The organism is Nitrobacter vulgaris (assembly GCF_002028545.1).
Taxonomy (GTDB): domain Bacteria; phylum Pseudomonadota; class Alphaproteobacteria; order Rhizobiales; family Xanthobacteraceae; genus Nitrobacter; species Nitrobacter vulgaris.
The window spans coordinates 34881-60800 of the sequence record NZ_MWPQ01000039.1; the positions used below are offsets into that span (position 1 = coordinate 34881).

Sequence of the window (25920 nt, forward strand, 5' to 3'; positions counted from 1 at the left end):
GAGGGTACCCGCTATACGCAAGGCAATCCGACCCCGCCGCCTGCGCTGCCCGGGCCGGTCAGACGGCCTGAACGTCCACGACCCCCGACACCGCCTTGATCGCGCCGGCGATCTGAGGCGAAACCCGAAAGCGGCCCGGAAGCTTTATCTCCACCTCCGTTTCAAGGTCCAGCAACATCACCAGCGAGACGTCACCGTCGCCGGCTTGCCTTGACGCTGAAACTCCGGCGCCCCCGGCCGGGTTACCGCTTTCGTTTGCCAGAAGACGTTTTTCGATCGACTCGAGCGGCTTGGAATCGCGCAGGAAAATCCGCAGACCCTTCTGTGTCTTGGCCGCGGCATCGTCGAGCGGCTCGGCACGGGACACCCGCGCCCGCACATCCTCTCCCTGCAACTCCGCGTCGAGTTGCAACAGCACTGCTGCTCCCGGCTCAAGTACGTCCCGAAATAGCGCCAGACCTTCTGAAAACAGCACCGCCTCGAAATGGCCGGTCGGATCGGACAGGCCGATGATGCCCATCTTATTACCGGTCTTGGTTCGCCGCTCCATCCGCGAAAGCACCGTCGCGGCTACTTTGCCGGCGGTCGCACCAGCCTTCACCGCGCGGGAAAATTCGATCCAGGACTGGACGCGCAGCCGCTTTAGCGCTGTCGCATAGTCGTCGAGCGGATGCCCCGAGAGAAAAAACCCAACCGCCTCATATTCGCGCCTCAGCCGATCAGCAGGCAGCCAAGCCTCCGCCCGAGGCAGCATGATGTCGGGCGCGTCCGCCATGCCGCCGAACATGTCATTCTGACCGAGTATCGTTGCCTCGTGACTGCGCTGGCACGCGGCAAGGATCGCCTCGGCGCCGGCGAACACGCGGGCGCGATTGGGCTCGAGCGCATCGAACGCTCCGGCGGCTGCGAGGCTTTCGATCACGCGCTTGTTGATGGCACGTGGCGGCACCCTGGCGGCGAAGTCGGCCAGCGAGGTAAAAAAGCCGTTCTTGCGAGCTTCGACGATCAGTTCGACCGCGTGTGCGCCCACCCCTTTCAGCGCGGCCAGCGCATAACAAATAACGCCTTCGCTCACCTCGAAGGTCGCGCCAGAGCGGTTGACCGACGGCGCTTCGACCTTGATGCCCAGGCGGTGGGCTTCCGCGCGAAATTCCGAAAGCTTGTCGGTGTTGCTCATGTCGAGCGTCATTGACGCCGCCAGAAACTCGACGGGGAAATGCGCTTTCATATACGCCGTCTGATAGGAGACGAGCGCATAGGCCGCCGCATGGCTTTTGTTAAATCCGTAATCAGCGAATTTCGCCAGCAGCTCAAAGATCGTTTCCGCTTGGCCTTTGGGAACGCCGCTTTTTACGGAGCCGGCAACGAAGATCGCGCGTTGCTTTTCCATTTCCGCGCGGATTTTCTTGCCCATCGCCCGCCGCAGCAGGTCGGCGTCTCCGAGCGAGTAGCCGGCCATAACTTGGGCGATCTGCATCACCTGTTCCTGATAGATGATGACGCCGAAGGTTTCCTTCAGGATCGGCTCGAGCATTGGATGAAGAAACTCCGCCTCCTCCTCGCCGTGCTTGCGCGCGCAATAGGTCGGAATATTCGCCATCGGCCCCGGCCGATACAGCGCGACCAGCGCGATGATGTCCTCGAAACGGTCCGGGCGCATGTCCACCAGCGCTCGCCGCATACCCTGGCTTTCAACCTGAAACACGCCGACCACGTCGCCTTGCGCCAGCATCTGGTAGCTGGGTGCATCATCGAGCGGCAGTGTGGCGAGATCGACGTGGATATTGCGCTGCTTTAGCAACTTCACCGCAACGTCAAGAACGGTCAGCGTCTTCAGGCCGAGAAAGTCGAACTTCACGAGGCCTGCCGGCTCCACCCACTTCATATTGAACTGAGTCACCGGCATGTCAGACTTTGGATCGCGATACAGCGGCACGAGTTCGCTCAAGGGGCGATCGCCGATCACGATGCCCGCCGCATGGGTCGAGGCGTGACGTGTCAGCCCCTCGAGGCGCTGGGCGATATCGAACGCGCGTGCCACTACAGGATCCTCATCGCGAAACGCTTGAAGCTTCGGCTCCCCTTCGATCGCCTGCTTCAACGAGACCGGCGCTGCGGGATTTTGCGGCACCAGCTTGGTGAGCTTATCCACCTGACCGTAAGGCATCTGCAGGACGCGGCCGACGTCGCGCAGCACGCCCCGCGCCTGTAGCGTGCCAAAGGTGATGATTTGCGCGACCTGATCGCGACCATAACGCTTCTGCACGTAGTCGATGACCTCACCGCGCCGTTCCTGGCAGAAATCGATGTCGAAGTCCGGCATCGATACGCGTTCGGGATTGAGGAAACGCTCGAAGAGCAGGCCGAACCGGATCGGATCGAGATCGGTGATCGTGAGCGCATAGGCTACCAATGAGCCGGCGCCGGAACCACGTCCGGGCCCGACTGGAATTCCCTCGGACTTGGCGTATTTGATGAAGTCCGCAACGATCAGGAAGTAGCCCGCATAATTCATGCGAGTGATGACGTCGAGTTCAAAACCAAGGCGCGCGCGGTAGTCGGTCTCCATCATTCCAGTCGAGACGCCGTGCACCGCTAGCCGCTTCGCAAGCCCCTCTTCCGCCTGCCGCCGCAATTCAGCAGCTTCATCGTTTTTGCCGTCCGCCGCGGCGGCGTCGGAGGCCACTGTAAAGTTCGGAAGGATCGGCTTGCGTGTCATGGGCCGGAACGCGCAACGTTCTGCGATTTCAACCGTGGACGACAACGCTTCGGGGATGTCGGCAAACAGGACAGCCATTTCCGCGCGGGTTTTGAAGCGATGATCGGAAGTCAATTGCTCGCGTTCGGTCTCCGCAACCAGGCGACCGCCGGCGATACACAGCAAGGCGTCATGGGCCTCATAATCATCGGAGCTGGCAAAATACGGCTCGTTGGTTGCAACCAGCGGAAGACCCTTCGCATAAGCGAGGTCGATCAACGCACCTTCGACTCGCCGTTCCTTGTCCAGGCCATGACGCTGCAACTCCACGTAGAGCCGGTCGCCGAAAATCTTGGCGAGTTGATCGCAGCGAGCAATCGCAAGCGCTGAATGATCGGCGGTGAACGCCAACGCCACAGGGCCCTCCGGCCCGCCGGTCAAGGCGATCAAACCTTCGTTCTCACCCCGAAGCCACTCCCAACTGATGTGCGGGCTGTAATGCACCGGCGTTTCGAGGAACGCCCGGGAGTTCAGTCTCATCAAGTTACGATAACCGACCTCGCGAGTCGCCAGCAGGACGATTCGGGCGGGTGGAAGCGCATTCCGCGCATTGGCGTCCTGATCTCCGAAATCCACTGCCAGTTCACAGCCGATGATCGGCTGAATGCCCTGGCCCGCGACCTTGTCGGAGAATTCCAGCGCACCGAACATATTGTCGGTATCAGTGAGCGCCAATGCCGGTTGGTGATCCGCCCTGGCGAGCTCCGCCAGTTTCTGGATCTTGATCGAGCCTTTCAACAACGAATAGGCCGAATGGACATGCAGGTGAACGAAACCTGCGTTAGCCGCGACTGTTTTCTGGATCATGGCTTCTTGAGCAATCATCGGGCCGAATCGGCACGGGCCGACCCGCAGCGAATGAATGGTGAGGGCTTGCACCTGGTGAGTCCATCCGAAACCCCCACACCCGCGCGGCTGTTCTCGCTTTCCCCAGTCCGCCGGACCTCGCTCACGAAAGTTGAGGAATAAGCTGCGCCCAGACGGCAACCATTCCAACGAACAGCACGATCGACGCCAGCGCCGACGCCTCCTCCACAAACATTCTCAACATGGTTCGGCCCTCCTCTGACTAGAACATAGGAGGAACATTGTTCCCTTTATGTTCTAAAAGTCAAGTAAGGACGACCTTGGAACAAATCCCTTGGTTAATGGCGCGGGTTTCGCCGACCACCATCACTTGCGTGGCCGCTTGGTCAATTTGTAGGACCACCACGCCGTTGCGTGGTTCCAGCTTTTGATAGGTAGGCTACAGACGTCACAATCTGCATGCCCCGTGTCCTTAAACGGACTGGTATAGACCGTCACTGCGTAGACGGCGCCGCAACCAGAACAGGTATATTCACCGCCGTCGCGGCTTCGCACGCCAGGTTTGAGTTTCTGAGCCATAAGGGGCCGATAGCGCTCCTTGGTCCACTTCGCAAGTCGTTTCGTTTGCCGCGAAGAGACAAACTACCAAAGGTTCAGGCGCGGCTTAGTTGAGAAGAAATGACCTGCCGTATCTCACGTGGTTACCGTCGAACGGGAAAAGCCTGAGTCGGGATTCCTAAGAGTCTTTCATTTGACGCGTTTTCTTCACGCGAACCGGATTCCACTTCGCTCAAAAACGCTTCAGCTTTCGAGAGATAAGCCTTAATCCGGGCGCAACGCATCCGCCATTTCCTGAATGATCGCTTGCGCGGCGGCTTTTGGATTATCCGCGGCGTAGATCGGCCTGCCCAACACCAGGTAATCCGCCCCCGCACGCATGGCTTCAAACGGTGTGGCCACCCGCTTCTGATCATGCTTGGCGCCGCCGCTCGGGCGGATACCAGGCGACACGATCATCAGCTTGTTGCTGGTCTGCTTGCGAAGCTCGGCGACTTCCAAGGCCGACGCGATGACGCCATCGACTCCAACCTCAAGCGCCCTCTTCGCGCGTGCAACGACCAAGTCTTCGACGCTGCACTCGAATCCCATTTCCTTGATATCCTCGGCATCCATGCTTGTGAGCACAGTGACGCCGAGAACCTTCATGTCGGAGTTGCCGCGACCGGCGACGGCAGCTTTCATGATGCTCGCAACGCCATGCACGGTCAGGAAGGTGATCTTCAACTCGGCTGCCTGGGCGACCGCGCGTTGAACGGTCTCTGCGATGTCGTAATATTTGTAATCCAGGAAAACCCGCTTGCCCTCCGCAATGAGTTCCCTGGCAAATTCGTTTCCGCCGACGAGTTGCAGCCCTAAACCGACCTTGTAAAAAGAGACTTCGTCGCCCAAGTCCCGAACGAGCTTCCTTGCATCCTCGATATTCCAGTAATCGAGAGCGACAATCAGCTTCTCACGGGCGAGGTCGAGATAGTGTGAGCCGGTCATGCCGCGGGCCACCTCAATGCTTGTCAAAGGACCTCGAAAGTTCGAGGGTTGGTTAGCCTGACACCGAACTTTTGAAGTTTTGCGTTTAGCGAGATGGAACTACTTCAGGCGAGGATATATATCAATATGCGGGGCAGTCACACGCCCACCTGCAAGCTTTGCGACTTGATAACTTGATACGCGGCCAAAAAGCGAAAGTGCTTATCAGTTCATTCATTCAGGAATCATTTGATGCGCGGAACTTTCATCGCTCTAGCTCTGATTTTCTCGTGCGCCACAGCTAACGCCCAGAACTGGGACCCCCGTTATCCGGTCTGCCAGATGCTTTACTCACCGGTCACGATGAGTGACTGCCGCTTTGAAACCATGGAGCAATGTAGGGCGTCAACAAGGGGCTTGTACGCCCAATGCATGGAGAACCCCTATTTCGCCGGCACGCCAGACGATCGGAGGCGGCCACGACGACGACACCACTACCAATAATCAAGACGAAAGTTGGCGCCGTCTGGTCAAATCCCTTCAGTCGAGTTCGACCACGTGACCGTTCTCAAGCGATACTCGCCGGTCCATCCGATCTGCGAGTTCCAAGTTGTGCGTCGCGATCAGCATTGCCACCTGAGTCGCTTTCACAAGCTGCATCAGCGCATTGAACACATGATCTGCTGTTTGGGGATCGAGGTTGCCGGTCGGTTCATCGGCAAACAGCACCCGCGGCGCGTTGGCAACGGCACGCGCGATTGCAACCCGCTGCTGTTCTCCGCCGGATAACTCCGCCGGACGATGGGTGACGCGGTCCTCGAGCCCGAGATAAGCGAGAATTTCGTGTGCGCGCTTGACCGTCTCTGCGCGCTTGAGACCGCGGATCATCTGCGGCAGCATAACGTTTTCAAGCGCGGTGAACTCCGGAAGAAGACGGTGCGACTGATAGACGAACCCGATATCGGTGCGCCTTATCTGCGTACGCTCAACGTCCGAGAGACTGGACGTCGCGGTTCCTCCGATATAGACCTCCCCTGCATCAGGGCTTTCGAGCAGTCCGGCAATATGCAGCAGGGTTGACTTGCCCGATCCCGACGGGGCCACCAGCGCAACGGACTGGCCCGCCCACAAGGCAAGCTTCGTGCTGTCCAGAATGGTCAGCCTCGTTTCACCCTGCGTATATTGACGCCTGATATCGTGAAGATAAACAACCGGTACTTCCTTCGTCTCTTGCTCCATGTCGGGCTCACTCGTACCGCAGGGCATCGACGGGATCGAGCCGCGCCGCGCGCCATGACGGATAAAGAGTCGCGAGAAACGACAGCGTCAGCGCCATGATCACAACGGCGCTGGTCTCCCGAACATCGATTTCGGCCGGCAGTTTGGACAGGAAGTAAAGCTCAGGTGAGAACAGCTCCGTGCTGGTAAGCCATGAGAGAAATTCGCGGATCGACTCGATATTGAGACAGATCACGAGCCCCACCACAAAGCCGGTAAGCGTGCCGACCACGCCGATTGCCGCCCCCGTGATCAGGAAGATACGCATGATCGCTCCCTGAGAAGCGCCCATGGTGCGCAAAATGGCGATATCGCTCCCCTTGTCTTTGACCAGCATAATCAGCCCTGAAACGATATTCAGCGCCGCGACCAGGACAATCAGCGTCAGGATCAGAAACATCACATTGCGTTCGACCTGGAGCGCATTGAAAAACGTCGAATTCCGCTGCCGCCAGTCGACCAGAAACACCGGGCGGCCCGCAGCTTCCGTCACCGACGCGCGGTATTCAACGATCTTGTCCGGATTGTCCGTATAGACCTCGATCGCGGTGACATCGTTGGCGCGATTGAAATAGGCCTGCGCCTCAGCCAGCGGCATGAATATGAAGGTGGAATCGTATTCCGACATCCCGATTTCGAACACCGCCGCGATCTTGTACGGCTTAATGCGCGGTGTCGTGCCCATCGGAGTTACGGCCCCGCGCGGTGCGACCAGCGTCACGCTGTCGCCTGCGTGCAGCGAGAGTTGATCGGCAAGACGCCGGCCGATGGCCACGCCTTGTCCGTCGTCGAACCCGTCGAGCGTCCCCTGTTTGATATTCTGGGCGATGGAGGTGAGATTGTTGAGATCATTAGCCCGGATGCCCCGGACGAGCACACCGGCGGCATTATACGGCGAAGACGCGAGCGCCTGACCGTCGACGACAGGCGCGGCAAGCCGTATCCCCTGCACCTGACTGATACGGTCCGCAACGTCCTTCCAGTCGGTGAGCGGCGACTCCAGCGGCTGAACCAAGAGGTGCCCGTTCAGGCCAAGGATCTTGCTAAGCAGTTCCGTGCGAAAGCCATTCATGACAGCCATCACGATAATCAGCGTGGCTACGCCGAGCATGATGCCGAGGAACGAGAAGCCGGCTATGACGGAGATGAACCCTTCCTTCCGCCGCGCTCGCAGATAGCGCCCGGACAGCATCCACTCAAAGGCGGCAAACGGCTTGGTTCGAAGCGGCTCGTTCATGGTCTCATCCATCTTTCGATAATCCCATGATTCGCGGCCAATTGTGGCCGGAATGGCATTGAATGCCGCGCGCGGTGGATAATCGCTACGTCATCAACCGCGCAATCGCATCCTCCAACGCGACATGCTCTCGCGCCCCGTCGCTCCGTCGCTTGATCTCGACCTTGCCTTCGGCGAGCCCCTTCGGGCCCACCATCACCTGCCAGGGAATGCCGATCAGGTCGGCGGTTGCGAACTTCGCGCCTGCCCGCTGGTCGGTGTCATCGTAAAGCACGTCAACTCCCCTGGCGGAGAGTTCGCGATAGAGCCGTTCACATGCCGCGTCAGTATCACTGGCGCCTTGTTTCAGATTCAGGATCGCCACCGCGAACGGCGCCACGGCGTCCGGCCATTTGATGCCCGTCTCATCATGACAGGCCTCGATGATCGCTCCGACGAGACGGGAGACCCCCACTCCGTAGGAGCCGCCATGGATCGGCTGCTCAATGCCGTCGGGGCCAGCCACCAGTGCCTTCATCGAGTCGGAATACTTGGTGCCGAAATAGAAGATCTGACCGACCTCAATGCCGCGGGTATGAACGCGTCTCTCTTCCGGAACCTCGTGCTCATAGCGCGACCCATCATGCACGTCCTCTGTCGCGGCATAGGCTGTGGTCCATTGCTTGACGATCGGCGTCAGATCGCCATCGTAATCCACATCCATGTCAGGTACCGGAAGATCGAGAACATCCTTGTCGATATAGACGCCGGATTCTCCGGTCTCGGCGAGAACGATGAATTCATGACTGAGATCGCCGCCGATCGGGCCGGTCTCCGCCCGCATCGGAATCGCCTTCAATCCCATACGCGCGAATGTGCGCAAGTAAGCGACGAACATCCTGTTGTAGGATCGCCGCGCGCCAGCTTCATCGATATCGAAGGAATAGGCATCCTTCATAAGGAATTCGCGGCCGCGCATGACGCCAAAACGGGGACGCTGCTCGTCACGGAACTTCCACTGGATATGGTAGAGATTGAGCGGCAGGCTTTTATAGGAACGGATATAGCCGCGGAAGATCTCGGTGATCATTTCCTCGTTGGTCGGACCGAACAGCAGCTCGCGCTTGTGGCGATCCTGAATCCGCAGCATCTCCGGTCCATAGGCATCGTAACGCCCGCTCTCGCGCCAGAGATCCGCGAGTTGCAGCGTCGGCATCAATAGCTCGATCGCGCCGGCGCGGTTCTGCTCCTCGCGCACGATCGCCTCGATCTTCTTGAGCACCCGAAGACCCAGCGGCAGCCAAGCATAGATGCCGGCCGCCTCCTGGCGTATCATGCCTGCCCGCAGCATCAGCCGGTGCGAGACGATCTCGGCTTCCTTCGGGGTCTCCTTCAGAATCGGCAAAAAAAACCGCGACAATCGCATGGGCAGGCCTGGAATCGCTTGGAGACACGGACGCTGGCAGTGAAACCGGATCGGCCAGCAAAATACAAGGTCTGCAAGACGACAAGCCGCGCAAAAGCGACGGAATTTCACGTTTTCGGAGTCAGTCGAAAGAATAAAGCAGAGTTTGATTCAACGCAGTTAAAACGGACTCTAATGGATCTGAATCTCTGCCTCGGCATGAAATTGATCGAAATCCGAGATCAGCACATCGAGTGCGAGAGTCCATCGCCCGGCGACCGGGATCGCCATCGAAACCTGCCATTGTCCTTCGCCGGAGGACCTCGCTTCAGCAATCGAGGCCTCGACACCGTTCTCCTGACTGGACAGCGTCACGGAAACGGCCTTGGCGGCAAGCACCTGCTCGTCCGGTGTCCGCAACTGGATGGCAATACTGACAGGACCGGACCGGCCACGTGACACGGTAATGTCCGCCATCAAGCGTTCGGTATGAACGTGCGTAAACAGGGGTTGGGCGGCGAGAAGGGCGCGAGGCGGAGGTGTAAAACGCCAAAGTCCGACGACGCCGAGGATGCCGACCACCAGGACCAGTTCGGCAATGATCGTCCGTCGCATGAGACGGCGAGACTTATCCCGGCCCTCCCCGACCTGCGGAGTAAGAAACAGCCGATTCCAGAGCGCTATCGCCAGCAGCAGTACTATCAGCATGAGCTTGATCGCGAGAACGCGGCCATAGCTCGTCGTCCACAACGCGTCCGGCCGCTTGAGTTGCACGACGGCGAGCAGCAGCCCGCTCGCCAGCAGCGCTGCGACAGCGAAGGGGATGACCCACGAAAACCGCTTCAGGGCCTCGATCGCGGCCTGGCGAGGCCCGCGCATCGCCAGCGCGAGCGGAGCCAGCGACCCGACCCAGAATGCCAGAGCAATGCCGTGCACAAACACCGCAGGCGCGGTGAGCCATCGCGGCGAAGCCGTGGCAGCATGACCGGTCGTCGCCAGCGCCAATCCGACACCCAATAGAGCGCCGAGCGACATCACCCTGGCGCGGGTCCCGCCGACCCGATGCGATAGCGAGGCCAGCAGCAAGGCCGCGGCCGCGATCACGGCCGACAACCCAAACGAGCCGTGAGCGCCTACGATCCACACCTCCGGGTCCGGTAACGACGATAACGGCAACGCCAGGGCATCGAGCCCTCGCAGCCCTACACCAATTGCCAAACTGCCCAATGCGACCAGATCGATGACGTTACCGATGACGCGCACGGCAGGTGCGGACGATGCTTGCATCCATGCGACGAAGAACGCGCCGCCAACGCCGACGAACAAGCCGAGATAGACGGTTACCCGCGTCAGCCAGATCGCGCCACGAAGCAGCGCGTCGTCCGAGCGCATCGCTTGCGGTGCATTCGCGCCACGCTGGCCAATCCAAAATGTCGTGGAGCCGCCCACCGGATGACCATCGGCCGAAACCACACGCCAACTGATGACGTGCGCGCCGTTGTCCAGCTTCGCCGGCGTGAGGATAAGCTGCGCGCCGTCGCGGCGAATCCGCGTGACGCTCTCAGCCGCTCCGCTCTCATCGACGATCCGGATCGTCAGCGGCTCGACGGGCTCGTTGAACGTCAGCGTCAGGGTCGCCGGCGAACGTGCCAACAGAGCGCCGTCAGCGGGATCACTGGCTATCAGGCTGGCGTGGGCCCAGGCCGCCGACGACAACAGCACTGTCATCAACAGCCAGCACCACACCACCTGCGTGAAATGTCTCACCGACGACGATTCTCAGCGTTTGGCTTTCAGTCGAACCACCGGCGCAGGCTTGTGCAGTCCGTCGAGGACCTGTCCGGCCTGTGGGATTTCGATCCAGCGCTCGACCCCCTGTTCGCACTCCTGCACGGCGGAAAAATAAAGGTTCTGCCCCGCCTGGTCCGGGAGTCGGACGACCAGACCGAACGTATCATAGAGGCTGTCCGGCAACGGACCCCCACGCCAGGCGACCTCATCCACGACATCTGTGATGGTATTTCCGTGTGGTCCTTGCGCCGGCGTTTCGAGCTTTTTGCTCTTGATTTCGACATTCCAGCCCGTCTTCATCTGCGGCTTCGCCGACAGAATGCCTTCCGGCAGCTTGATCCGCAGCGCCGTGGTCGCGCTGCCGTTGCAGCCGTGCGGCACGGTAAAGGTGAGATGTGCATAGCTGTCCGCGGGTGCATCCGCCGGCTGGACCGTGACATGCGCCAGCGCTGCGTTACACGAGATGATTGCGGCAGCCACCGCAACGGCCGAACCTATCCACGATCCTAACGCGCGCGTCACTTCTCGCCTCCATCCTGTGAATGATCCGGCATCTTTTTCATCATCGCTCCACCGGCCGGCACGCCCGGCGCTCGCGCACCGATGCCTTCCACATCGAGCGTGACCGCGACGTTGCCGGCCTTTTCGAATTCGAGCGTCACCGGCACCTTTTCACCCTTTTTGAAGGGATGCTTGAGATCGACCAACATCAGGTGATAGCCGCCCGGCTCCAGCTTGACCGTCTTGCCCGGCTCGACGGGGAGTCCACCCTCGACCTGATGCATTTTCATTACGCCGTTGCTCATGCTCATTTGATGAACTTCGAGCTTGCCGGCTGCATCGGTCGAACCGCCGACAAGTTTATCGGCAACCGCACCTTTGTTCTCGATGGTGAGATATCCGGTACCGACCTTGGCGCCGCCCGCCGTGGCACGAGTCCAGGGCTGAGAAATCACCAGATCGCCGACGCTGGCGGATTCAGCGTGGACCGGCGTCACCAGGCCAAGCGCAGCGACCGCCACGGCGCCGATGATGCCGCGAAGCGCCAAACATGATTTCATGACATTCTCCTTTTGGTTCTGTCACAAGAGGACCGTTCGATCATAAGCACTGGTCGAAAAGATGCCGATATGCGCGCGTATAGGCACTCACCATCGCACTTTGAACCCAGCATAGACCGCGCGCCCAAATCCAGGTTCAAACAATGGTGAGTTCGCGTTGGCCCGATCGATGATCGAACTGGAAGCGATGTAGGCCTTGTTGCCGATGTTGCGTGCCTCGACGTAGCCAGAATACCTGCCGCCATCGTCAAAGCCGGTTTTCAGTCCATAGATCGCATAGCCGTCCGTGCTCAGCGTGTTCGCGCTGTCCACATAATAGCCTTGCGGCACCCATTCGATATTCGGACCAATGTAGTACCCGTTCGGATGCTTGTAGAGCAGCTCGCCTCGGACGAAGTGGCGCGGCGCTCCAGGCAGCAGATTATTGCCGAACACCGGATCATTGCTGAAACGGAAATCGCTGAAGGTATAGGCAATGTTGAGCCAGAGCCGGTCCGGCTGATCGCCGCGCACGAAAAGATTGCGGAAGATCGCAGCGCCTGCGCCGGCCTCGATGCCCTGATGCATCGTGCGATCAGCGTTGGTGACGTTGCAGTTACCGAACGCGCTGAATAGACAAAGCAGTTCGTTGTCGATCTGCGCCCGGTAGTACGTCAGCTCCCAAGTGGCGTCAGGCCGCCCCGCGCGCGTGCCGATCTCGTACGTCGTCGCGCGCTGCGGCCGAATGCTGGTAAAAGGAATGGTCGGAATCCCAGGACCGATCGCACTCTCGCCGTAGCTCGGCACCTCCGCGCTGCGCGAAATGTTGGCAAAAGCCTGCCAGGTCGGATCGATCTGCCACAATAACCCGCCTTTCGGGCTCCACAGGCTGAACTCCGTCCGGCCCGATTGATCGCCGTCGCTCAGGAGGCGGTCTTGCCTGTCGCGCGTCGCGTAAAGAAACTGCGTGCCCGCGACCGCGGCGACGTTCGGCAGGAAATAGAACGAATCCTCGGCATAGACCGAAGTGTTCTTCGAGCGATCGATCGACGACCACAGCAGCTCACCCTTCTGGCCGGCGAGATTGGCGAACTGTTGATTGTCGATCCTGCCATTGATCACGTTGACGCCCGCCACCAGCCGGTTGCGGAAGCCATTGATCATGCGGTCATCGACCGCTCGCACGAACGCGCCATAGTCCTGATAGTGATAATCAAGCCATTGGAAGATCGGGTGCATCAGATGGCGATCGATCCCGAACGCACCGAACTCCACCGTCGTATTATCGAACCGCATGGTGGTCTTGTTACCTATACGCACGGAATCGATATTTCGCTGCCAGTCGCCTGTAAGGTTGTTGACAGCGGCGGTCTCAGGTGACGTCAGCGCCGAAAACTTGCTGACGCTGCCGGGGGTGCGTTGCCGCACACTGTTGGCGTTGAGATAAAACCGCGTCTCGAAATCCGGCGAGAATTGATAACCGACGTTGCCGCTGAGGCGCGTCGCCTGGCCGAAGCTGTGATCGCGAAAGCCATCGCTGCTCTGCGTTGCGGCGGTGATAAAGCCATCCCACGGACCGTTGTTGCCTCCGGCCTTGGCCTGCAACCGCCGGAAGCCGAAAGCGCCGGCATCGACGCTGACGCCGTTGATGAAGGGATCGCGGCCGGACGGCGTCACAAAATTGATGGCGCCGCCGAGGGAGTTAGCGCCGAAGCGCAGCGCATTGCCCCCCTTGAAGACTTCGACATACTTATAGGCAGTCGGATCGATTTCCTGGAAATCGCCATAGCCGTCGGACGTGTTGATCGGGATTCCGTCCATATAGAGCTGCACGCCACGTAGATGGAAGTTACGCGACAAGCCCGAACCTCGGATCGACAGCCGGGTGTCGTCGCCCCATTTCGGCTGGACGAACACGCCGGGCACGTATTCCAGCACGTCCTTGATGGTGTTGGCGACAGTCGAGTTCTTGTAGGCATCGGCTATCACTAGCGCGACGCCGCCGGGCGTCTGTTGGATTTCCCGCAGCGCCTGCTGCGCGGTAAGGACCGTCAACGATCCGGGGACGGCGGCCGGAGCAGCGGCCTGCGAAGGAGCCTGTGCATGACGAACGGCCTGATTTGACCGCGGCGTGCTTCGCATGGCGGGCTTTAACTGAGGTTTGTCGGGCTGGGCCGCCATGACTGTTACCGCCGGCAGCGTTACTCCGGATTGCGCGAAAGCCGCGGAAGGCAACATGATCGCAACGGACGTCGCGAGCACACGGCGAAGCCCGCTGCCTCCGACGGAGGCAAGGCAATTGAACATGATAATTTACCTGATACCGGACATTCGCCCGGAGCGTTCGAACGGATTCGGATCGCTGCAAGATCGCAGCAATCGTTCAAAACTCACCGATCAGGAAATAACGGGAGGGCCACGCGCTTGCGCGTTGGAGCCGACCGCCGATGGCGGCAGGACGAAGGTCAGATCGCGCCAGCGGACCGCATTGGCATTCCGTTCGACCTCGACAATGGAGGCTTGCGGGTCAGCAGTCGGGGTCGCGCTACTGCCGACACAGCATAATGTACAGCACGCGCCGCTTGCCTTTTGATGGTCCGCCTGACCGTCTTGCGAAATGCTGCCGTCAGTGGCGTGGGAACAGATGGCGCCCGCAGTCGGATCACCCGTCGTGTTGCTCAACGCTCGGCAGGCGGCGATTGGTGCGAAAATCTGCACCAGCATCGCAAACATGACGATCGGAAGAAGCCTTCCCAGCCGCCGTCGCATGATCCCCTCAGCCGTTCGCGTTGAGAGCTATCACGGCCGGAGTCGAGTGTCGAGCCGATATCCTACAGGTCGGCGGAGGGGTGTACGAGCGAATACAAGACCACAACGATCAGCGGTTTTGTATTCTAACGCTGGCCCGGCCTTTCTCTTGAATGCACCAGTATCCGACGCGGCGCCGGGACAGCGCGCACAGTGCTTCGCGAAAGCTAATCCGAAAAACCCATCAGTCGCGACAACCGCGCCACATTCAGCAGGCCTGAATAATACGACCAGGCCGCGATACCATAGAGCGTCAGTGAAATAATCGTGGTCCAAATCACTTTGCGCAGCATCAACGCCCGCACAGGGGCTCCGGGATCGGTGCCCGGAGCATGCTCGCCGTCTTCATGCTGGCTTCGCACACCGAACGGCAGCATCAGAAACAGCGTTATCCACCAGAAGACAAAATAGATCGCAACACCGGAGAAAATTGCGGAAACCATCAGGATTGCTCGATCTCGACAAGCGCGCCGGAAAAGTCTTTCGGATGGAAGAAAAGCACCGGCTTGCCATGCGCACCAATCTTGGGCTCGCCGTCGCCGAGAACGCGCGCGCCCTCTGCTATGAGAATATCACGAGTCGCGACGATGTCAGGAACCTCATAGCAGACATGGTGAATACCGCCATCCGCATTACGCTCCACAAACTTCGCAATCGGAGACGTCTCGCCGAGCGGCTGAATGAACTCGATCTTCGTATTTGGCAGCACCGCGAACACTGTGATCACCCCATGCTCGGGCAACGGCAGCGCGGCAGAAATTTCCGCGCCGAAGGCGACGCCGTAAATCTTTGCCGCCTTTTCGGCATCTCTGACGGCAATAGCCACATGATTGAGCCTACCCAGCATGTCATCCCGCAATGCAATGGTTGGATTTAGTTTCGTCGCACCTGCATCACATCCACCTCCATGTCCGGGAAACACCGTCAAGGGGAGACGTTAATCCACTATACTATAGCGTTTTCGAGCAAAGTGGATACCGGTTCGCGTGAAGAAAACGCGTCAGATCAAAATCATGGAGCCTCGCTTCTGATTCCATCAGAAGCGGAAAGGCTCTAGATCACCAGAACGTGAATATAGCAGAGTGGCTTCTTGCCCCACTCTTCCGCGACTGCTGCCCGTACCGCGCGGCGCACCGACTCGGCCATCGCATCCGGATCGCGCCGCCGTGTCCGCGGCAACTCTTTCACCGTCGAGACCACCGTGTCGAAAACGATGTCGTCGAGTATCTCGCCGGCCATATTCTTCTCCGGTATGCCAACGAGATCAACTTCGGGATCCTCAACCAGTTCACCTTTGTCCGTGACAGCAATTGCCACGAACACGCAGCCGGCAAATGCCATGCGCCGCCGCTCGACGACCGCGCGCGACTTTGAATCCTCCAGGATGGAGCCATCCTTGTAAAGCCGCCCTGACGGCAATTCATCGATGATGCCTGGGTCTCCTGGCCCAAGCCGGACCAGATCGCCATTCTTGCAGATCAGAACTTTCGGCACGCCTGAAGCACGCGCCAACTGCGCATGTTCGGAGAGATGCAAAGCCTCGCCGTGCACCGGGATCAGCAGACGTGGGCGAACCCAGGAAATCATGTCCCGCAGCTCGTCGCAGCGTGGATGGCCAGAGACATGAACAAGTCGGGTGCGATCAGTAATGACCTTGATGCCCTGCGCCACAAGACCGTTGATGATAGCGCCGACGGCTTTCTCATTGCCGGGAATGGTGCGTGAGGAAAAGATCACGGTGTCGCCACCGTTCAGCGTGACCTCCGGATGATCGTCCCGGGCGATGCGGGCAAGTGCCGCCCTGGGTTCGCCCTGACTGCCCGTGCACAACGCCAATACTTTGTCCGCAGGAAGGTGGCCATAGACTTCGGCGCTACGGAAATCCTGCACCCCGTCCATATGCCCGGTCTCGCGCGCGACTTGCACCACGCGCGCCATTGCACGGCCGACCACTACGACCTCGCGTCCTGCCTCACGCGCGGCATCGGCCACCGCGCGCAGCCGTCCGACGTTGGACGCAAACGTTGTCACCGCAACTCGGCCCTTGGCGGCCTTCACCAATTCCGCGATGGTTTTGGCGACTTCGATTTCAGACGGCGAACGCCCATCCCGCACCGCGTTGGTCGAATCGCCGATCAGCGCCAGCACGCCTTCGTCGCCAAGTTCGCGAAAGCGCCGTTCGTCGGTCGGCGGGCCGATGATGGGCGTCGGATCGATCTTCCAATCGCCGGTATGCACAACAATTCCAGCTTCCGTATGGATCGCAAGGGCATGGGATTCCGGAATCGAGTGCGCCACCGGAATGAATTCCACGCCAAAGGGACCGATCCCGATACGCCCTCCCGAAGGTACGATAGTCACAGGGATGTCGGGCGAATTGCGTTCAGCGGCGCATTTGGCCTCGAATAAAGCCGCGCTGAATTTGGTCGCGTAGATCGGGCATCTCAGACGCGGCCACAGATCGATGATTGCGCCGAAGTGATCCTCATGGGCGTGCGTCAGCACCAGGCCGACAAGGTTCTTTCGTTCCTGTTCGAGAAACCGGATGTCCGGCATGATGAGATCTATGCCCGGCAAATGTTCCTCGTCGCCGAAGGATACACCGAGATCGACCGCCAGCCAGCTGCGCTGATGACGATTGCCGAGCCCGTAGATCGACAGGTTCATGCCGATCTCACCCACGCCGCCGAGCGGGGCGAACATCAACTCATCAGGCCGCGCTATCATGTTGCTCCGACCGAGGCTGCCGTGCCGAAATACACATCGCCGGCGGAGACGGCCACTCGCGTACCGTCGGAGGTCGCAACGATCAAACACCCGTTTTTGTCGATGGTATCAAACAGGCCGGATACCATTGACTGGCCAGACTGGACCGAGACCTGTTGGCCGACGCCGGCCGCCCGATCGAGCCACAGCCGCCTGATCTCGCCAAAGCCACGACCCATGTCCCAGATCGCGCGAAATTCAGCCCAGGCCTCGGTCAGCGCGCGAAATAAATCCTCCGCGCCGATGTCGATGCCGAGGTCCCTCAGCGCAACGGCCGGATACGGCATTCCCTCAGGCGCAGCAACCACATTAGTGCCTATGCCGACAACAACGGCCAGACGGTCACGTGCAACCACCTCGGCCTCCAGCAGGATCCCCGCGAGTTTCCTCCCACCTGCCAACACGTCATTCGGCCATTTCAAATGAAACGTCACCTTCTCCGAAACTGGAGATCTCATGCGCGCTTCAAGGCTGACTGCTTGAAGCGCAGCTTCGAGCGCCAACCCTGCCGCAAAGCTCAAGGTCGCTGCTACGGCGGGCGAGGTATCGATAACCTCGAGTACGCTGCTGGCCAGATTGCCCCGAGGGGAGATCCAGCTACGCTGCCGACGACCCCGTCCCGCGGTTTGTTCCGCCGTTACCAGCCAGATCGGGCCGGTCTCGCCCGTTCGCGCACGCACCAGCGCTTCGGTGTTAGTCGAGCCGATGCGGTCAAAAACCGCGAGTCGGTAACCAGCCGATGCAGCTCGTGGACCGAGCGAGAATGCCATTAGAACAATGATTTCGCAGCCGCCGTGGCTGCGCTGACCAAGGGTCCCGGATACACGAAGAACAGCATGTTAAAAAGCGCCGTCGCCGCCACCACCGAACGCAATTCGATGTGCACCGCGTCTGTCGCCTCGGCCTGCTCGTCGAAATACATCATCTTGATCACGTTGAGATAGTAGAACGCACCGACGACGCTGGTGATGACGCCGATCACGGATAGGGCAAACAGTCCCGCCTTGATGGCCGCGCTGAAAACATAGAATTTGGCAAAGAAACCGGCCAACGGCGGGATTCCGGCGAGCGAAAACAGCAGCATTGCAAAGAAAAAAGCCAGCAGCGGATTGGTTCGCGATAGCCCCGCGAAATCGCTGATCTGCTCCAGGGCCTGACCGTTACGACTCATGGCGAGAATGACAGTAAAGGCCCCGAACGTCATCACGGTATAGATGACCAGATACAGCACGACGCCCTGCGCGCCTTCGACCGTGCCGGCAGCAAGACCGACCAGTGCAAAACCCATGTGGCCGATCGACGAATAAGCCATCAGGCGTTTGATGTTGCGTTGTCCGATCGCGCCGAACGACCCCAGCGCCATGGACGCGATCGCCACGAAAACCACGATCTGCTGCCACTCGGCGACGACCCCAGAGAATGCCGTCAGCACCACGCGGGTAAACACAGCCATCGCCGCGATCTTCGGCGCCGAGGCGAAGAATGCCGTGACCGGCGTCGGCGCTCCTTCATAGACATCGGGCGTCCACATATGGAATGGCACCACCGACACCTTGAAGCAAAGGCCAGCCAGCAGAAAGACAAGGCCGAACACAACGCCGATGCTACCGGTCTTCGCAGCGGCTGCAATGCCGGCAAAGCTGACCGTTCCCGTGAATCCATAGATTAGCGAAGCGCCATACAGCAACATCCCGGACGCCAGAGCGCCAAGGACGAAGTATTTCAAACCCGCTTCGGTTGACTTGACGTTGTCACGGTTGCTCGCCGCTACCACGTAGAGCGCAAGGCTCATCAATTCGAGCCCGAGATACAGCATGATCAGGTCGGCCGCCGAAATCAGCACCATCATGCCGACCGTCGAAAGCATCACCAGAATTGCGAACTCGAACATCCGACGGGACTGGTCCTCGAGAAACTCCCGGGACAGAACGAGCGTCGCCGCAGAGCCGAGCAAGGCAAGTATCTTCAGAAACCGAGCGAACTCATCGACGATGAAGCTGCCGCCGAACGTCATCAGCCTGCCGTGCGGCAACAGATACTCAATCACGCCGGTCCCGATCAGAAAACAGATCGCAAGACCGGTCACGAGGCCGGCTGCACGCTGGCCGCACCATGCCCCTATCAACAGCAACACCATCGCGCCGACCGCCAGAACAATTTCCGGCAATACGGGAAGCAGTTGATATCCAGCGGCCTCAAACATCATAGCTGGCATCCCTGACCTGCCGCGATCATGGCAGCGCCGCAGCCTTGATGGCGGCGGTCGCGCTTGCGTAATTGTTGACAAGATTTTGTACGGAAGCCGCCGAGAAATCGAGCACCGGCTTCGGATAAACGCCGAACAGGATCGTTAGCACCACAAGCGGCGCCAGCGTCAGGCCCTCGCGGAAAGTAAGATCCTTAATGGTCGCAAGCGACGGTTTGACCAGCGCCCCGAACACGATCTTGCGATAGAGCCACAAAGCGTAGGCTGCTGACAGGATCACGCCGAGCGTTGCCGCGACCGCTGTGGGAATGTTGACCTTGAAGGTGCCGATCAGCGCAAGGAATTCCCCGACAAATCCGGACGTTCCGGGCAGTCCGACATTGGCCATCGTGAAGACGAGAAACACCATCGCATAAAGTGGCATCCGGTTGACGAGCCCGCCATAGGACGCGATCTCGCGCGTGTGCATTCGGTCATAAACCACACCGACACAGAGAAACAGCGCGCCCGACACGATCCCGTGCGACACCATCTGGAATACGCCGCCGTGAACCCCTTGCATGGTGCCGGCAAAAATTCCCATGGTCACGAATCCCATGTGAGCTACCGACGAATAAGCAATCAGCTTCTTCATGTCCTCCTGCATCAGGGCCACCAACGAGGTGTAGACGATCGCGACAGCGGAGAGAACGAAGACCAGCGGCGCGAAGTCATGCGACGCAAGCGGAAACATCGGCAGCGAAAAGCGCAGGAAGCCGTAGCCCCCCATCTTCAGCAAAATAGCTGCAAGGATCACCGATCCCGCCGTGGGTGCTTCGACATGTGCATCCGGAAGCCAGGTGTGCACGGGCCACATCGGCATCTTGACCGCGAAAGATGCAAAGAAGGCAAGCCACGCCCACATCTGCAGATTGTACGGAACGGATGTGCGCATCAGCGTCGGAATGTCAGTCGTTCCGGCATTCCAGTAGAGCGCCATGATGGCCAGTAGCATCAGAACCGAGCCGAGCAGCGTATAGAGGAAGAACTTGAAGGTGGCATAGACCCGACGCGGACCGCCCCAGATCCCGATGATCAGGAACATCGGGATGAGGCCGCCTTCAAAGAATACGTAGAACAGCAGCAGGTCGAGCGCCGAGAACGTGCCGGTCATCAGCGTTTCCAGAAGCAGAAACGCCATCATGTAGGCAGGCACGCGACGGGTAATCGATTTCCAGCTTGCGATGATGCATAGCGGCATCAACGCCGTGGTGAGAATGACGAACGGCAGCGAGATGCCATCGACGCCCATGTGGTAGCGAATGCCGGTGGCAAGCCAGGTCGCCTGCTCGACGAACTGGAATCCCGTATCGGTTGGATCGAAGCGCGCAACCAGGATCAGCGACACCGCGAGGGTGACGATCGTCGTCCACAGCGCAATCCAGCGCGCGGTGCGGTTGGCGGCTTCGTCGCTGCCACGAGCCATCACGTAAATCAGAACCGCGCCGACCGCCGGCAGAAAGGTCGTGACAGACAGAATGGGCCAGGTCGTCATTCCTACCGGCCTCCCGAGAACATGAACCAGGTGATCAGGCCGGCGACGCCCATCAGCATTGCGAACGCATAGTGATAAAGGTAGCCGGTCTGTAGCCTGACGACATTGCGGGTGACATCAAGCACCCCCGCCGAGACACCATCGGGGCCAAATCCGTCAATGACGAAGCCGTCGCCCTTCTTCCACAGAAAGCGACCAAGCCACTTCGCCGGACGCACGAAGATCACCTCATAGAGCTCGTCGAAGTACCACTTATTGAGCAGAAACTGGTAGAGCATCGGGTGTTCACGGGCCAGTTGGACCGGCACGTCGGGGCGACGGATATAGAACAGCCACGCCACCGCAAACCCCAAAATCATCATCGCCGTCGGCAGGTAGGCGATTGCCTTTGGAATATGGTGCATTTCCTCAAGGATGTGCGGATGCATCTTCACGGATTCCCGGAAGAACTCTTCGACCCCGTGCCCGGTGAATAGTTCCTTGAAGGGAAAGCCTGCGAGGATCGAGCCCGCGGCAAGAATTCCGATCGGAATTAGCATCCAGATCGGGCTTTCATGCGCAGCCTTATAGTGCGCCTGATCGTGAGGCCGGCCGTGGAAGGTCTTGAAGATCAACCTCCACGAATAGAAGGAGGTCAGGCCGGCAGCAACCACGGTCATGAGGAAACCGTAGTACGCGAAGGGGTTGTGAGACACATAGGCGGATTCGATAATCGCGTCCTTTGAAAAATAACCCGCCGTCAGCGGAAATCCTGTCAGCGCCAGCGTACCGATCACCATCACGAAGTAGGTATAAGGAATGCGATCCTTCAGACCACCCATATTGCGGATGTCCTGCTCATGATGCATCGCATAAATCACCGATCCCGAACCCAAGAACAGCAGCGCCTTGAAGAAGGCGTGAGTGAACAGGTGGAACATTCCAACGGTGTAGGCTCCTGCTCCCATTGCCACGAACATGTAGCCGAGCTGCGAGCAGGTCGAATACGCCACGATGCGCTTGATGTCGTTTTGCACGAGACCGACCGTCGCCGCGAAGATCGCCGTGGTCGCACCGATGAACATCACGAAAGCCTGCGCATCCGGCGCCAGTTCAAACAGGGGCGACAGCCGCGCCACCATGAACACCCCCGCCGTCACCATGGTCGCTGCGTGAATTAGTGCCGATACTGGTGTTGGTCCTTCCATGGCGTCGGGCAGCCAGGTGTGTAACAGGAACTGGGCCGACTTGCCCATGGCGCCCATGAACAACAACAGGCAGATTAAAGTCAGGGCGTTGACGTCCCAGGCAAGGAAGTGAACCTTCGTCCCGGCCAAGCCCGGCGCCGCGTTGAAGATAGTGTCGAAATCAGTCGAACCGATCAGCATGAACACCGCGAAAATGCCGAGCGAAAAGCCGAAGTCTCCGACACGGTTGACCACGAACGCCTTGATCGCCGCCGCATTAGCCGACGGCTTCTGATACCAGAATCCAATCAGCAGATAGCTAGCGAGACCGACGCCTTCCCAACCGAAGAACAGTTGGACCAGGTTGTCCGACGTCACCAGCATCAGCATCGCGAAGGTGAACAGCGACAGATAGCCGAAAAATCGCGGCCGGTTGGGATCCTCGTCCATGTAGCCGATGGAATAGAAGTGCACCAGCGACGACACCGTGGTGACGACAACGAGCATCACCGCCGTCAGCGTATCCACCCGTAACGACCAACCCACCTGAAGATCGCCGGAGGAAATCCAGGAGAAGAGCGCAATCCGTGCGTCATGATGCATGAAGCCGACATCGACCAGCGTCACCCATGACAGGACTGCCGATGCAATCAAAAACGCGGTCGTGATCAGTTCGGCGGCGCGCGATCCAGCAGCCGGAGGCTCGCTGACATGATGGTCGTCGTGACCGTGGGCGTCACCGTGCCCATGTTCATCATGCGCAGCAGCCGCGTGAGCATGACCATGGTCGTCGTGATGATCGACTGAATCACCGCTGGGATTGCGCCCATGCGCGCCCACCAATGCAATCAGCGCGGCGAGGATCGCGCCGATCAGCGGCAAGAAGACGATTGCCTCGATCATGCATCCACCTCACGAAGCATGATCTCGCAACCAATGCATCCATTGGCCGGAGAAAGCCGGTCCTCACTTTTCCGGATCATGCTTCAGCCCTTCATCAGATTGACGTCCTCAACCGCGATCGAACCGCGGTTGCGGTAATACACAACGAGAACAGCAAGGCCGATCGCCGCCTCGGCCGCGGCAACCGTGAGCACTAGTAGCGTAAACACCTGTCCAACGATGTCGCCCAAAAACGCCGAAAAAGCCACCAGGTTGATATTGACGGCCAGCAAAATCAATTCCACCGACATCAGGATGATGATGATGTTCTTGCGATTGAGAAAGATGCCGAGAGTCCCCAGCGTGAAAAGGATCGCGCCAACCGCCAGATAGTGTCCGAGGCCGATTGTCATTTCACCCACTCCGCTGAGTCAGCGTCCTGCAATCCCTGCCCCGAGGCAACCTGGCGCACGCCCATAGCCATCTCGGGAGTCCGCGCGTTCTGGACATTGATATCCTGACGCTTGACGCTGGCCCTGTGTCGCAGCGTCAGGACGATGGCGCCGATCATGGCCACCAGCAACACCATGCCGGCGAGCTGGAAATAATGAATGTACTTCGTGTAGAGCACGAGACCGAGCGCCTCGGTGTTGCTGACGTCGCCCGGAATGGCCGCCGTGATCGATTTCGTGACCGTCGGATTGAGGGTCCAGCCCCCGACAACGAGCAGCAGTTCCAGCAAAAAGATCGCTGCGATCACCAAACCGAACGGCAAATATTCAAGAAAGCCCTCTCGTAATTCGGCGAAGTCGACGTCCAGCATCATGATGACGAAGAGGAACAACACCGCGACCGCGCCGACATAGACCACGATGAGGATCATCGCGATAAATTCCGCGCCTAACAGGATGAACAGACCGGCGGCGTTGACGAACGCCAGAATGAGGAACAGCACCGAGTGCACGGGATTGCGCGACGAAATGACCATCGCGGCAGATGCAACGCACACGCCGGCGAACAGATAGAAGAACAGCGCTGGAAGGATCATGCGATACCTCCGCCAGCCAGTTGCAACCTTGCCACGCGGAGAACACACCCCCTCCCCCCTTGTCGGGGCGGGAGAACGGAGGCAACGCCCCATACTACAATGCGATTGAACATACCCACCTTACCGATACGGCGCGTCAAGTTCGATCGCTTTCGCGATCTCGCGTTCCCAGCGGTCGCCGTTGGCGAGCAGCTTGGCCTTGTCATAATAAAGCTCCTCGCGGGTCTCGGTCGCGAATTCAAAATTCGGCCCTTCGACGATCGCATCGACCGGACAGGCCTCCTGGCACAACCCGCAATAGATGCATTTCACCATATCGATGTCGTACCGCACTGTGCGGCGGGTGCCGTCGTTGCGGCGCGGACCGGCCTCGATGGTAATGGCCTGCGCAGGGCAGATCGCCTCGCACAGCTTGCAGGCGATGCAACGCTCCTCGCCGTTTGGATAACGGCGCAGCGCGTGCTCACCGCGGAAGCGTGGCGAGATCGGATTCTTCTCGAAGGGATAGTTGATGGTCGGCTTCGGTTTGAAGAAATACCTCATAGTGAGGAAAAACGCCGAGATGAATTCGGTCAGCAGGAGCGAACGGGCTGTTGCATTGATACTCATGACAAATCTCAATTCGGCGCGATGCCAGCGAACTGCAACACGCCGGCTACGATCACCACCATCGCCAGCGACAGCGGCAGAAACACCTTCCAGCCGAGCCGCATCAGTTGATCATAGCGGTAGCGCGGCACGATCGCCTTCGCCATCGCGAACAGGAAGAACATGAAGAACAGTTTCAGTGAGAACCAGATGACGCCAGGCACCCAGTTGAACGGTGGCAAGTCGACCGGCGGCAGCCAGCCGCCCATGAAAAGGATCGCACCCATCGCGCACATGGTGGTGATCGCGACGTACTCGCCGAGCATGAACAACAGATACGGCGTCGAGCCGTACTCGACCATGAAGCCCGCGACGAGTTCGGATTCCGCCTCGACGAGATCGAACGGCGGGCGATTGGTCTCGGCCAGAGCCGAAACGTAAAACACTACAAACATCGGCAGCAGCGGCAGCCAGTACCAGTTCAGAAACGTCAGCCACGGCAGTCCGATCAGACTAGCCAACCCGCGGGTATGCTGCGCCTCGACGATGGCAGAGAGGTTCAGTGAACCTGCGCAAAGCAAAACCGTGATGATGACGAAGCCGATCGATACCTCGTAGGAGACCATCTGCGCCGCCGAACGCAAAGCGGCGAGAAACGGATATTTCGAGTTCGACGCCCAGCCGCCCATGATGATGCCGTAAATCGACAGCGACGAGATCGCGAAGATGTAGAGAATCCCGACATTGATGTCGGAAATGACCCAGTTCAGATTGACCGGGATCACCGCCCACGCCGCCAGCGCCAGCACGCAGGAGACCAGCGGCGCCAGAAGGAACACGCCCTTGTTGGCGCCGGAGGGAATAATCGGTTCCTTCAGCACAAATTTCAGAAGATCGGCGAACGACTGAAACAGACCCCACGGTCCGACAACATTGGGACCTCGCCGGATCTGCACCGCGGCCCAGATTTTTCGGTCGGCGAGCAGAATGTAGGCGATTGCTATCAGCAGAACGACGAGCAGCAGCAGGCTCTGCGCCACCATCACGATCAGGGGCCAGAGAAAGTCCGTCCATAATGGCATTGCGAAGAAATCGGCCATCAC

Annotated in this window: 22 protein-coding genes; 1 reads left to right on the forward strand and 21 read right to left on the reverse strand. The window is 59.3% G+C overall.

The features are described from left to right. Positions 1 to 58: 58 nt before the first annotated feature. Together dnaE and pyrF are read right to left on the reverse strand one after the other, a co-directional pair. Positions 59 to 3565, reverse strand: a complete 3507-nt coding sequence (dnaE, locus tag B2M20_RS08675) for a DNA polymerase III subunit alpha (protein WP_079446750.1) — start codon at positions 3563 to 3565, stop codon at positions 59 to 61. Positions 3566 to 4387: 822 nt separating this feature from the next. Beyond that, on the reverse strand, positions 4388 to 5110 hold the full coding sequence (gene pyrF / locus B2M20_RS08685; protein WP_079446659.1) for an orotidine-5'-phosphate decarboxylase: 723 nt from the start codon (positions 5108 to 5110) through the stop codon (positions 4388 to 4390). 231 nt (positions 5111 to 5341) lie between these two features. Between pyrF and B2M20_RS08690 the strand changes: the two genes are divergently transcribed. Then, a complete protein-coding gene (locus B2M20_RS08690) occupies positions 5342 to 5593 on the forward strand; it encodes a DUF3551 domain-containing protein (RefSeq protein WP_079446660.1) in 252 nt (83 codons plus the stop codon). Between the two features lie 36 nt (positions 5594 to 5629). Here B2M20_RS08690 and B2M20_RS08695 read toward each other — a convergent pair whose 3' ends face one another. The 19 genes from B2M20_RS08695 to nuoH form a co-directional block, all read right to left on the reverse strand. Next, the gene (locus tag B2M20_RS08695) at positions 5630 to 6328 is read right to left on the reverse strand and encodes an ABC transporter ATP-binding protein (RefSeq protein WP_079446661.1); all 699 of its coding nucleotides are present in this window, start codon (positions 6326 to 6328) and stop codon (positions 5630 to 5632) included. 7 nt (positions 6329 to 6335) lie between these two features. Continuing rightward, positions 6336 to 7616, reverse strand: coding sequence for a lipoprotein-releasing ABC transporter permease subunit (locus tag B2M20_RS08700; protein ID WP_079446662.1), 1281 nt, complete (start codon positions 7614 to 7616; stop codon positions 6336 to 6338). A gap of 73 nt (positions 7617 to 7689) precedes the next feature. Next, on the reverse strand, positions 7690 to 9009 hold the full coding sequence (gene proS / locus B2M20_RS08705; RefSeq protein WP_079446663.1) for a proline--tRNA ligase: 1320 nt from the start codon (positions 9007 to 9009) through the stop codon (positions 7690 to 7692). Positions 9010 to 9180: 171 nt separating this feature from the next. Then, positions 9181 to 10755: a copper resistance CopC/CopD family protein gene (locus tag B2M20_RS08710; protein ID WP_244553469.1), complete on the reverse strand. Its 1575-nt coding sequence runs from the start codon at positions 10753 to 10755 to the stop codon at positions 9181 to 9183. A gap of 12 nt (positions 10756 to 10767) precedes the next feature. Beyond that, positions 10768 to 11301: a YcnI family protein gene (locus B2M20_RS08715; protein WP_079446665.1), complete on the reverse strand. Its 534-nt coding sequence runs from the start codon at positions 11299 to 11301 to the stop codon at positions 10768 to 10770. Next, the gene (locus tag B2M20_RS08720) at positions 11298 to 11840 is read right to left on the reverse strand and encodes a copper chaperone PCu(A)C (protein ID WP_079446666.1); all 543 of its coding nucleotides are present in this window, start codon (positions 11838 to 11840) and stop codon (positions 11298 to 11300) included. Before B2M20_RS08720 ends, B2M20_RS08715 begins: the two co-directional genes overlap by 4 nt. 87 nt (positions 11841 to 11927) lie before the next feature. Next, entirely contained in the window at positions 11928 to 14126 is a 2199-nt protein-coding gene (locus B2M20_RS08725) for a TonB-dependent receptor family protein (protein WP_079446667.1), read from the reverse strand. Between the two features lie 90 nt (positions 14127 to 14216). After that, positions 14217 to 14588: a DUF2946 domain-containing protein gene (locus B2M20_RS08730; RefSeq protein WP_079446668.1), complete on the reverse strand. Its 372-nt coding sequence runs from the start codon at positions 14586 to 14588 to the stop codon at positions 14217 to 14219. Between the two features lie 206 nt (positions 14589 to 14794). Further along, complete coding sequence (locus B2M20_RS08735) at positions 14795 to 15070, reverse strand: DUF1467 family protein (RefSeq protein WP_079446669.1); 276 nt, start codon at positions 15068 to 15070, stop codon at positions 14795 to 14797. Beyond that, positions 15070 to 15474 (reverse strand): methylmalonyl-CoA epimerase, encoded by a 405-nt coding sequence (mce, locus tag B2M20_RS08740; protein ID WP_079446670.1) that lies wholly within the window; start codon positions 15472 to 15474, stop codon positions 15070 to 15072. Before mce ends, B2M20_RS08735 begins: the two co-directional genes overlap by 1 nt. Before the next feature lie 206 nt (positions 15475 to 15680). Next, the gene (locus B2M20_RS08745; protein WP_079446751.1) at positions 15681 to 17351 is read right to left on the reverse strand and encodes a ribonuclease J; all 1671 of its coding nucleotides are present in this window, start codon (positions 17349 to 17351) and stop codon (positions 15681 to 15683) included. Continuing rightward, entirely contained in the window at positions 17351 to 18163 is an 813-nt protein-coding gene (locus B2M20_RS08750) for a biotin--[acetyl-CoA-carboxylase] ligase (protein WP_079446671.1), read from the reverse strand. The genes B2M20_RS08745 and B2M20_RS08750 overlap by 1 nt, the downstream gene beginning before the upstream one ends. Continuing rightward, complete coding sequence (gene nuoN, locus B2M20_RS08755; RefSeq protein ID WP_079446672.1) at positions 18163 to 19599, reverse strand: NADH-quinone oxidoreductase subunit NuoN; 1437 nt, start codon at positions 19597 to 19599, stop codon at positions 18163 to 18165. Before nuoN ends, B2M20_RS08750 begins: the two co-directional genes overlap by 1 nt. A gap of 25 nt (positions 19600 to 19624) precedes the next feature. Continuing rightward, a complete protein-coding gene (locus B2M20_RS08760) occupies positions 19625 to 21133 on the reverse strand; it encodes an NADH-quinone oxidoreductase subunit M (RefSeq protein ID WP_079446673.1) in 1509 nt (502 codons plus the stop codon). 2 nt (positions 21134 to 21135) lie between these two features. Next, positions 21136 to 23202 carry an NADH-quinone oxidoreductase subunit L gene (nuoL, locus tag B2M20_RS08765; RefSeq protein ID WP_079446674.1) on the reverse strand — a complete coding sequence of 689 codons (2067 nt, stop codon included), beginning with the start codon at positions 23200 to 23202 and terminating at the stop codon, positions 21136 to 21138. Between the two features lie 83 nt (positions 23203 to 23285). Continuing rightward, positions 23286 to 23594, reverse strand: a complete 309-nt coding sequence (gene nuoK / locus B2M20_RS08770; protein WP_079446675.1) for an NADH-quinone oxidoreductase subunit NuoK — start codon at positions 23592 to 23594, stop codon at positions 23286 to 23288. Continuing rightward, positions 23591 to 24229, reverse strand: coding sequence for an NADH-quinone oxidoreductase subunit J (locus tag B2M20_RS08775; RefSeq protein ID WP_079446676.1), 639 nt, complete (start codon positions 24227 to 24229; stop codon positions 23591 to 23593). Before B2M20_RS08775 ends, nuoK begins: the two co-directional genes overlap by 4 nt. A 120-nt stretch (positions 24230 to 24349) precedes the next feature. Next, positions 24350 to 24838: an NADH-quinone oxidoreductase subunit NuoI gene (gene nuoI, locus B2M20_RS08780; RefSeq protein ID WP_079446677.1), complete on the reverse strand. Its 489-nt coding sequence runs from the start codon at positions 24836 to 24838 to the stop codon at positions 24350 to 24352. 8 nt (positions 24839 to 24846) lie between these two features. After that, positions 24847 to 25917, reverse strand: a complete 1071-nt coding sequence (gene nuoH / locus B2M20_RS08785; protein ID WP_079446752.1) for an NADH-quinone oxidoreductase subunit NuoH — start codon at positions 25915 to 25917, stop codon at positions 24847 to 24849. Positions 25918 to 25920 lie beyond the last annotated feature (3 nt).